We start from the raw sequence: 7,420 nt of genomic DNA, 5'->3' as shown, positions 1-7,420 counted from the left end.
CGCGCGGGCCAAACACCCCCAAAGGTTCAGCAAGGCCACCGATCCCAAGATCCTGGCCCTACCCGGACCGGCATGGATCAACCAACCAAAGGAGGGCACCGAAACAGAGGCAGCCTAACCACTGCCTCACTCACCCTGGTACCGCTTGACTTGAAAAATTCCGGCCGGCCAAGGGCAGTCCACCCGCCTGTTCCCAGCTGAGGCTCTTCGGCTTGGCGGTGACCGCGTGGACGGGGACCGCGACCTTCTCAGCGAATGTGCCGCCTCCGAGTACGTCCTTGCGGGCGTAGGCGATGACCTCATCGCCGATGGAGAATTCCGGGGTGTCGAAACCGAGTCCGATGACGACTCCGGCAACATCCCAGCCGGGGGTGACTGGGAACTGGGTCGGCATGACCGGATCGAGGTGACCGCCGACGAGCTTCCAGTCGACCGGATTGACTCCCGCGGCGCGGACCTCGATGAGCACGGATGCCGGCGGAACCTTCGGGTCTTCAACGTCGCGAACCGTGATGTCGCTGAAGTCATCGGTGTACTGGTCATAGACTGCTGCACGCATGTGTGAGGACCTTTCGAAGGGACGACATGTCTTAGGCGTGGCCGTCACCGGCCTGCCACAAACAGAACACGATGACAGCGACTGCTATTCCTATAAGGTTCAACGGCACTGGGCCGGGCCGGTTGATTCCGACCCGGCCCAGTGCCGTGACTGTGTCAGCGGAGTGACCCGGTGACAGTCCTATTCGTACGTGTTGTTCGCTGCAGCACGCTCAACGAGTGAGGCAGGTGGCGCGAAGCGATCGCCGTAGGTCGCGGCGAGTTCCTTGGCACGTTCGACGAATCCGTTCAGACCGCCCTCGTACTGGTTGACGTACTGGAGCACGCCACCGGACCAGGCCGGGAAGCCGATTCCGAAGATCGAACCGATGTTCGCATCCGGAACCGAGGTGAGCACACCCTCGTCGAGGCATTTGATCGTCTCGATCGCCTCGGCGAAGAGCATCCGCTCCTGCAGGTCCTCGAAAGGCTGCGTCGCCGAACCGGAGTTGAAGTGTTCACGCACACCGGGCCACAGCTTGGCGCGCTTGCCGTTCTCGTCGTAGTCGTAGAAGCCGCGTCCGTCCTTGCGTCCGGTGCGCCCCTGCTCGATCATCCAGTCGAAGACGCCGTCTGAGGGGTGGCCTTCTGGCGTTCCGCCTGCGGCTGTGATTGCATCCTCGGTTTCCTTTCGGATGTTCTGCGACAGCGTCAGCGTCAGTTCATCGAGCAGCTGCAGAGCGCCGGTCGGGTAACCGGCCTGCAGTGCTGCCTGCTCCACCGTTGCCGGCTCCACTCCTTCACCGACGGCGGCGACAGCCTCGGCGATGAAGGTTCCGATCACACGGGAGGTGAAGAATCCGCGGGAGTCGGTGACGACGATCGGGGTCTTCTTGATCTGCTGCACGAGGTCGAAGGTGCGCGCCAGGGTCTCATCTGAAGTGTTCTCACCACGGATGATTTCGACCAGGGGCATCTTGTCAGCGGGTGAGAAGAAGTGGACGCCGATGAAGTCGGAATCGCGCTTCACACCGGTGGCCAGTTCCGTGATCGGCAGGGTCGAGGTGTTGGAACCAAGGACTGCGTCGGACTCGACGATGTCCTGGATCTCACTGAAGACCTGCTGCTTGACGGGCACGGACTCGAAGACCGCCTCGATGACGAAGTCGACTCCGGCGAAGTCCTCAACCGAGGCGCTCGGGGTGATCCGGTCTAGAACAGCCTTGCTCTTCTCTTCGCTCGTCTTGCCCTTGGCCAGTGCCGATTCCTCACGCTTGGCCGCATAGGCCTTGCCACGTTCGGCGGCTTCGATCTCGACGTCCTTGAGGACGACGTCGATGCCGGCCTTCGCTGCGGTGTAGGCGATGCCGGCACCCATCATTCCGGCGCCGAGGACGCCGAGCTTCTTCACCTGGCGAGGTTCGAAGCCATCGGGACGCGAGCCGCCGGAGTTGATGTGTCCGAGATCGAAGAAGAACGCCTTGATCATGTTCTTCGCCACCGGCGTGTGAGTGAGGTGGACGAAGTAGCGGGTTTCGACTGCCAGTGCCGTGTCGATGTCGACGTAGGCACCTTCGACGGCGGCGGCAATGGCCGCGCGAGGAGCGGGCATCGGCGCACCCTTGGTCTGACGGCGCAGGAGCGCCGGCAGCGCGGGCAGCATCGCACCCAGCGATGGTGAGGTGGGTGCTCCGCCGGGGATCTTGAAGCCCTTGACGTCCCAGGGCTGAGTCGCCTCGGGGTTGGCCTTGACCCAGTCCTTGGCGCGTGCTTCGAGTTCGGCCACCGGAGCGAGTTCGTCGATGAGGCCGAGCTTGAGAGCGTCGGCTGCCTTGAACTTCGTCGAGGGCAGGATGGCCTTCTGCAGTGCGTTCTGGAGGCCCATCAGGCGCACGGCCCTGGCTACACCACCACCACCGGGCAGGAGACCCAAGGAGACTTCGGGGAATCCGACGCGCAGGCTGGAGACGTCCTCCGCTGCAATGCGGTGATGCGCGACGAGGGCGACCTCGAGGCCACCTCCGAGTGCGGCACCGTTGATGGCTGCGACGACGGGCTTGCCCAGCGTTTCGAGGCGACGCATGACCGTCTTCATGTGGTTGGTCAGTGCGGCTTCGGCTTCCGAGTTCTCAGGGTCGGCCGCACGCAGCTTGTTGAGGTCACCGCCCGCAAAGAAGGTCTTCTTCGCCGAGGTGAGGACGACGCCGGAGATGTCATCGACGTTCGCTTCGAGCCATTCCACGGTGCCTTCGAAGGCAGCCTTGAAATGGTCGTTCATCGTGTTGACCTTGGAATTCGGGTCGTCGATGACGACTGTGACGATTCCGTCGGAGTCGGTGGAATGCGAGTATGCAGTTGAAGTCGTTTCAGTGTTCGTCATGTCAGACCCTTTCGATGATCGTCGCAATGCCCATTCCGCCGCCGATGCACAGCGTGACGAGACCACGCTTGAGATCGCGACGTTCGAGCTCGTCGAGGACGGTCCCGAGGATCATGGCACCGGTAGCACCCAGCGGGTGTCCCATGGCAATTGCTCCGCCGTTGACGTTGACCTTGTCATGCGGGATGTTGAGGTCCTTCATCCATTTCAGGACCACTGCGCCGAAGGCTTCGTTGAGCTCGAACAGGTCGATGTCATCGACGGTCAGGCCCGCCTTGTCGAGCGCCTTCTGCGTCGCGGGAGTGGGACCGGTGAGCATGATGGTCGGCTCGGATCCGGTGACGGCAGTGGAGACGATGCGAGCCCGCGGCTTCATGTTCATCGTCTGTCCCACCTCGGCGTCGCCGATGATGACGAGGCTGGCCCCGTCGACGATTCCCGAGGAGTTCGCGGCGGTGTGGACGTGGTCGATCTCTTCGACCCAGTGGTATTTCTGAAGAGCAACCTCGTCGAAGCCTGCTTGCGCGGCGACCTTGGTGAAGGCTGGGGACAGCTTCGCCAGCGACTCCACCGTCGAACCGGGGCGCATGTGCTCATCGGTGTCGAGCAGGGTCACACCGTTGAGGTCTTTGACGGGGACGATCGACTTCTCGAAGTAGCCGTTTTCCCAGGCGTTGGCGGCGCGCTTCTGTGACTCCTCAGCGAATTCGTCGATGTCGGTGCGGCTGAATCCTTCAGTGGTCGCGATGAGGTCGGCGCTGATGCCCTGGGGCACGAAGTAGGTGTCGAAGTTCGTCGTCGGATCCTGTGCCCATGCGCCTCCGTCGGAGCCGAGGGGAACACGCGACATCGATTCGACGCCGCCTGCTAGGACGAGGTTCTCAAAACCGCTGCCGACCTTCTGTGCAGCGATGTTGACCGCTTCGAGCCCGGATGCGCAGAATCGGTTGATCTGAACGCCGGCGACGGATTCATCGAGACCCGCGACGAGAGCCGCGGTGCGAGCGATGTCTCCGCCCTGTTCGCCGACGGGCGAGACGACGCCCAAGACCATGTCGTCGATCGCCTTGTCGTCGAGATCGGGGTTACGCTCGCGCAGGGCATCGATGAGCCCTGTCACGAGATCGATTGGTTTGACGCTGTGTAGGGCTCCACCGCGGTTCTTTCCGCGCGGTGTGCGCACTGCGTCGTAGATGTACGCTTCGCTCATCTGTTCCTCACAGTCCTAGAGAACGGCCGATGATCGGTTTCGTGATCTCGGCCGTGGATACGTCAATGACGCTCGCTCAGCCTCACTGGCTAATCGATCGTTCAGTAACATTCGCACTCCCATTCAATACCAGTTGCGTGTGATGGTCAACACGGAAACACGCTGCAGTGACTGTGACGGAGCACTCACGGGGCGTGACTATTCTGTGACCTTTAAACCACGGGCGAAGTGCTTATACTAATGAAACCTAACACTCTTAGTTTCCTGGAGAACCATGACCGAGATCATTCCTGCCCGATTCACATCGGCTTCAACTGCGCCTACTTCTGCCCGTCCTGCGCGCTCGCGGATGGGATCTAAATTCCTCGCGCTGACATTGGCTGTCGGACTGCTCGCGGGCCCAATTGTGCTCGATGCCCCTCCCGCCGAGGCTGCCACGAAGAAGTGTGCGGCGAAGATGTCGATCGCGAAACCGCGGCAGTACTCAAATACCGTGATCAAGGTTTCCAAGGTTGGCGCGAAGGCCAAGGTCACCACGACCGCGCACTACAAGACGACGAAGACCAAGAAGAAGGCGACTGCTTCGAAGAAGGGTGCCGCGAACCTCAAGTACTACATTTCGGGAGCGACTCCAGGCAAAAAGGTGTCGGTGACTGTAGTGGCGAAGAAGGGCAAGACGACTTGGAAATGCTCCACCTCGTTCAAGCCCAAGAAGAAGTAGGCCGCCTGCGGGCGTAGAACAATCGCCGGTCGGTGGGAAGATGAAGCATGCGCCGATTCTTCGCAGTGACCTCGATTCTGTCCCGGGGACAGACAGGCTGGATGTATTTCTGGCCGATCATGGCCTCGCTTTGCGTGTATGTCATAGCGCTGTCCGCCCTCATTCCTCTCTTCGGCGCCATCGAACGGGCGGGGGCCGAAGAGAAGGGCCAGACGCCGGCCCCTGCTCCGACCACAGCGGAACAGCAACCAAGCTCGCCTCCGAATTTCTCGATCGCAGTCGGCACAGACGACGAACCGCGGGAGATGCCGGCGATCCAGAGCGCAATGACGGACTACCTCTCGTTCTCCGATGAGTTCTTCACCAGGCTCGAGCAGGGCGCGGTCGCTCCCGATTTCTCTACGGCTGAACGCGAGCTTTCGCCTAAGGCCGCCCGGGCTCAGGTGGAGGATGGGGCTTCGGTGCTCGCAGTTGTGCTGCCGAAGGACCTCACCCCGCAGGTCATCGATGGCATCAGAGCGTATTACCGCGGTGACATCGAGGCCCCGCGCTATACGATCACCATCCTGGCAAGTCCGCAGGCACTGAACGAAGACAAGTTCATCCTCGACCAGTACCGGGACCAGGTCATCCGCCAAGCGGAGGAGCATGTCTCCGAGCAGATTCGCATCGTCGCCCAGAAGTTCGGATGCGAGACCGGGGAGCAGGCCTGCCCACGTACTTCGAAACAGGCCCAACGCGCCTTCGAGCGCCCCTTCGACATCAAGATTGAGAAAGTCAGCGGACCACCGGCCGTCGACTACTTCAGCGAAGGATCTGATGGGGAGAGCCCTCAGCCAGGTTCGCAGTCCTCGGCGCCAGTCGCGGCAGCTTCCTCGCCTTCTGGTCCCGCCGACACGTCCTCCGACACAGATGCCACATCATCCCAATCGCACGCTCCACAGTCGTCGATCAGCGCCGGAGTCTCCGCGATCTTCGGTGCACTCATTCTCGCCGCGGTCACTTTGGCCATGCTGTCATCGGCGACCGTCAATCGGGCGGCGGGACTGCAGGTCGCGATCATCGGGCCATGGCGATCACTGTCACCTCAGAGACCATTCCCCAGAAGAACGCTGCTGAGCCAGAAATTCGGGCTGGCCGCCGCCGGGACACTCGCGCTGACAACGGCTGCCACCGTGAGTGCTGTATTGCCGGGGAGAAGCATCGTCGACAGCCTCGGCGCCTACCCGAGTCTGCGGCTGATCGCGATCATCGGGCTACTCTGTCTTGTCTGTCTGACCATGGCTATTGTCATTCTCGCCGTGACTGACACTTTGGGGGTGCTGGCCGGAGTCGTAATCGCTGTCGGCGCTGTTGTCTGGGGAACTGTCTGGAACACAGCGGCGAATCTGCTCGACCCGAGCCACCCGGGCCCGTCGTCCAGTGTCACGATATTCATCAGTGGGAACAGACACTTGGTGGGCGAACTGGTGCCGACGCTGCTGGTTCTGCTGGTCATCCTTGTCGCGGCATTGATTGGAAGCTTCGCCGTGACCAGTGCCTTCGACCGGAGATTCAGCACTCAGATCAAGCGGTCATAGATACCCCGTGGCCGAATCCAGTCGATACTCATGGCAATCTCGCCCCTACGCCGGAACCGTTCCGCGAGGCAAACTCACGCAATAGACTGACGGAATGGGTGACGAGCGCTATGTCGAGAACTGCACTGATAAAGAGCTTTTGGAAACTTTCGTGAAGCCGACGATCGAACGAATCTTCAAGCCCGGAGAAATCGACGACGCACGGCTGGTCCGCTCTGACCGAGACTTGATCTACCGGATCACCGTAGGTGGCGACGTGTTCTACCCCATCGTTCGGCCGCATGGGAATGGATTCAGTGTCGAGAGCGTCGGTCAACAGTTCTTCGATGATGTCCAGGACGATGTTGCTGAGTCCTACTTCGCGTGGGGTGAGCTGCGAGGCGAGTGACAGGAACTCGCGCCACTACAAAGTAGCGATCCCGGTGCTGTGGTTGATTTGATGCCCCCTGGAGCTTTCGATAGATGGTCGTTGCTGCGCGGGCATCCTTGGAGCCTCCGCTGTGGCGCAGACACACTCGTAGGCCGCGGACAGGGTAGTTCTTGCACTGGTCGCCGCGCTTCTTTGACGTGGCTTGGCATTTGTCGGGATCCCACCCGGTTTTGTCGACGGTGCTCATAGCCCGTTCACCGCGACAGTCTGTTCGACGTACACGGTCGCACCATTGGGGACAAGGGACTGATGCAGGGTTAGGTGACATCTGATCTGGCTTGTTCATAGGCAAGCCTGGAAGGATAGACATCATGCCACAGCCCTCCCCGAAAGAATTCCGCGACGACGTCATCCGCGTCGTCCAGACCAGGGATTCCAAGACGACGATCGGACAGATCGCCAAGGACTTCGGAGTCCACGAAGGCACCATCAACAAATGGCTCCGCCAAGCAGAAATCGATGCCGGCAACAAACCCGGCAACACCAGCGACGAGTCCGCCGAACTACGAGAGATGCGTCGGCGCAATCGTCTGCTTGAGCAGGAGAACGAGGTCCTGCGCCG

Annotated in this window: 7 protein-coding genes; 4 read left to right on the top strand and 3 right to left on the bottom strand. The window is 61.2% G+C overall.

The genetic code is table 11. The annotated features are described in order from the left end of the window. Positions 1–130: 130 nt before the first annotated feature. The 3 genes from INT29_RS19640 to INT29_RS19630 form a co-directional block, all read right to left on the bottom strand. A complete protein-coding gene (locus INT29_RS19640; protein ID WP_226842277.1) occupies positions 131–559 on the bottom strand; it encodes an alcohol dehydrogenase catalytic domain-containing protein in 429 nt (142 codons plus the stop codon). 180 nt (positions 560–739) lie between these two features. Further along, complete coding sequence (locus tag INT29_RS19635; RefSeq protein ID WP_101570659.1) at positions 740–2,917, bottom strand: 3-hydroxyacyl-CoA dehydrogenase NAD-binding domain-containing protein; 2,178 nt, start codon at positions 2,915–2,917, stop codon at positions 740–742. Between the two features lies 1 nt (position 2,918). Continuing rightward, positions 2,919–4,127, bottom strand: a complete 1,209-nt coding sequence (locus tag INT29_RS19630) for an acetyl-CoA C-acetyltransferase (RefSeq protein WP_101570662.1) — start codon at positions 4,125–4,127, stop codon at positions 2,919–2,921. Positions 4,128–4,401: 274 nt separating this feature from the next. Here INT29_RS19630 and INT29_RS19625 point away from each other — a divergent pair, with 274 nt between their 5' ends. The 4 genes from INT29_RS19625 to INT29_RS19610 all read left to right on the top strand — a co-directional run. After that, positions 4,402–4,848 carry a hypothetical protein gene (locus INT29_RS19625; RefSeq protein WP_226842275.1) on the top strand — a complete coding sequence of 149 codons (447 nt, stop codon included), beginning with the start codon at positions 4,402–4,404 and terminating at the stop codon, positions 4,846–4,848. 47 nt (positions 4,849–4,895) lie between these two features. Continuing rightward, positions 4,896–6,428, top strand: a complete 1,533-nt coding sequence (locus INT29_RS19620; RefSeq protein WP_101570664.1) for a hypothetical protein — start codon at positions 4,896–4,898, stop codon at positions 6,426–6,428. A 94-nt stretch (positions 6,429–6,522) separates the two neighbouring features. After that, on the top strand, positions 6,523–6,816 hold the full coding sequence (locus tag INT29_RS19615) for a hypothetical protein (protein ID WP_101570666.1): 294 nt from the start codon (positions 6,523–6,525) through the stop codon (positions 6,814–6,816). A 353-nt stretch (positions 6,817–7,169) separates the two neighbouring features. Next, positions 7,170–7,420, top strand: a 251-nt coding sequence (locus INT29_RS19610; RefSeq protein WP_226842273.1) for a transposase, incomplete at its 3' end; no start/stop codon positions are given.

The organism is Brevibacterium sp. FME37 (assembly GCF_014897485.1).
Lineage (GTDB): Bacteria > Actinomycetota > Actinomycetes > Actinomycetales > Brevibacteriaceae > Brevibacterium.
The sequence above is the reverse complement of the archived record's forward strand: the minus strand, read 5'-3'. Positions and strand labels throughout refer to the sequence as shown.

What these genes read in the sequence shown, in the direction of transcription:
- INT29_RS19640 (WP_226842277.1), bottom strand. Translation starts at nt 559, where the DNA reads ATGCGTGCAGCAGTCTATGACCAGTACACCGATGACTTCAGCGACATC.
- INT29_RS19620 (WP_101570664.1), top strand. Translation starts at nt 4,896, where the DNA reads ATGCGCCGATTCTTCGCAGTGACCTCGATTCTGTCCCGGGGACAGACA.
- INT29_RS19615 (WP_101570666.1), top strand. Translation starts at nt 6,523, where the DNA reads ATGGGTGACGAGCGCTATGTCGAGAACTGCACTGATAAAGAGCTTTTG.
- INT29_RS19625 (WP_226842275.1), top strand. Translation starts at nt 4,402, where the DNA reads ATGACCGAGATCATTCCTGCCCGATTCACATCGGCTTCAACTGCGCCT.
- INT29_RS19630 (WP_101570662.1), bottom strand. Translation starts at nt 4,127, where the DNA reads ATGAGCGAAGCGTACATCTACGACGCAGTGCGCACACCGCGCGGAAAG.
- INT29_RS19635 (WP_101570659.1), bottom strand. Translation starts at nt 2,917, where the DNA reads ATGACGAACACTGAAACGACTTCAACTGCATACTCGCATTCCACCGAC.